General features: G+C 63.4%; 1 protein-coding gene. It reads right to left on the bottom strand.

Going from position 1 to position 1,160, the window contains the following annotated elements; all coding sequences use genetic code 11:
- Positions 1-85: 85 nt before the first annotated feature.
- Positions 86-1,003, bottom strand: a complete 918-nt coding sequence (locus RBB18_RS23145; RefSeq protein ID WP_245890602.1) for a methionyl-tRNA formyltransferase — start codon at positions 1,001-1,003, stop codon at positions 86-88.
- Positions 1,004-1,160 lie beyond the last annotated feature (157 nt).

Here is a 1,160-nt window from a genome sequence, read left to right as displayed (position 1 = left end):
CAATCTCCTGGATCGGCTTCTTCGACGCCGCACGCGCAATCTCGATGTCTGATTTGTGGCTCATGATGTGTTCCTTTGTCGCGTTTCAGCTTGGAAATTCTTCGCCGACCTCAAGGCCGACTTCGGATGCCCACTGGGCGGCGGGTGTCTTGTCCCCGCCCTCGGGGCGTACTCGTTTGACCAGGATACGGCCTCCGACGCACTGCACCTCGATGCCGTCGTCGGTGATGGCGCGGACCCGGCCGGAAATGCCGTCGCCGGGAGCGCGGGCACTGTCGAAAATTCCCAGCTTGGCACCCTTGTAGGTCGTCCATGCGCCGGGGGCGGGGTTGGTCCCGCGAATGAGATCATAGACCTGCCCCACCGGACGGTGCCAGCAGATTTCCGAGTGCCGCGCGGTGCAGCGGCGCTCGTAGGTGGCCTCCGCTTCGTCCGGCACGATATGCGGCGGATTGCCCGCGCGGAAAAGGTCGCAGACCTCCAGCACGCTGTCCACCGCCGCCGGGTAGATCTTCTTGAAATAGAGGTCGATCACCGTGTCGTCGGGGCCGATCTCGCATTCCCATTGCATCAGGCTGTCGCCCTCGTCCAACCCGTCCGACGGGTAGAACCAGCTGAAACCAGACTTGTCCGATCCCATGATGATCGGCCAGTTGACCGCGCTCGGGCCGCGATGCAGCGGCAGGAGCGACGGGTGAAAACAGATCGAGCCGTGCGTCGGCGTGTCCCGCGCCGCTTCGGGCACGAAGACGTTGACGAAGGCCATGACCATCAGGTCGGCGTTGTATCCGGCCAGTGTTTCCAGCGCCTCGGCATCGTCGAAATTCGCCGGCTGATGTACGGGTAGGCCCTTTTCCAGCGCGAACTCCTTGATCGGGTCCACCGGCTTGCCGTCCCGGTCGGGCTCGCAATACACGGCCACGACTTCGTCGGTTCCGGTTTCGATGATCTTGGCCAGCGCATCCTTGCCGAAGGCTTGCTGCCCCATGACGATCAATCGCATGTTTTTCCTCCCTTGGGTCCGGCAGCTGCGGATTTGCGCCGCATGCTACCGGTCTTTCCTTTTCTATTCCGCTGCGGTTCTCTGCGGGTCTCCCACGGCGCCGCTATCCAGCACCGCCTGCAGCTCGTCGCCGTCATAGCCCAGCACCTCGCGCAGG

This window comes from Roseovarius sp. MMSF_3298, assembly GCF_030733705.1.
GTDB lineage: Bacteria > Pseudomonadota > Alphaproteobacteria > Rhodobacterales > Rhodobacteraceae > Roseovarius > Roseovarius confluentis.
Note: the sequence above shows the minus strand (reverse complement) of the source record. Positions and strands in the feature narration are given on the sequence as shown.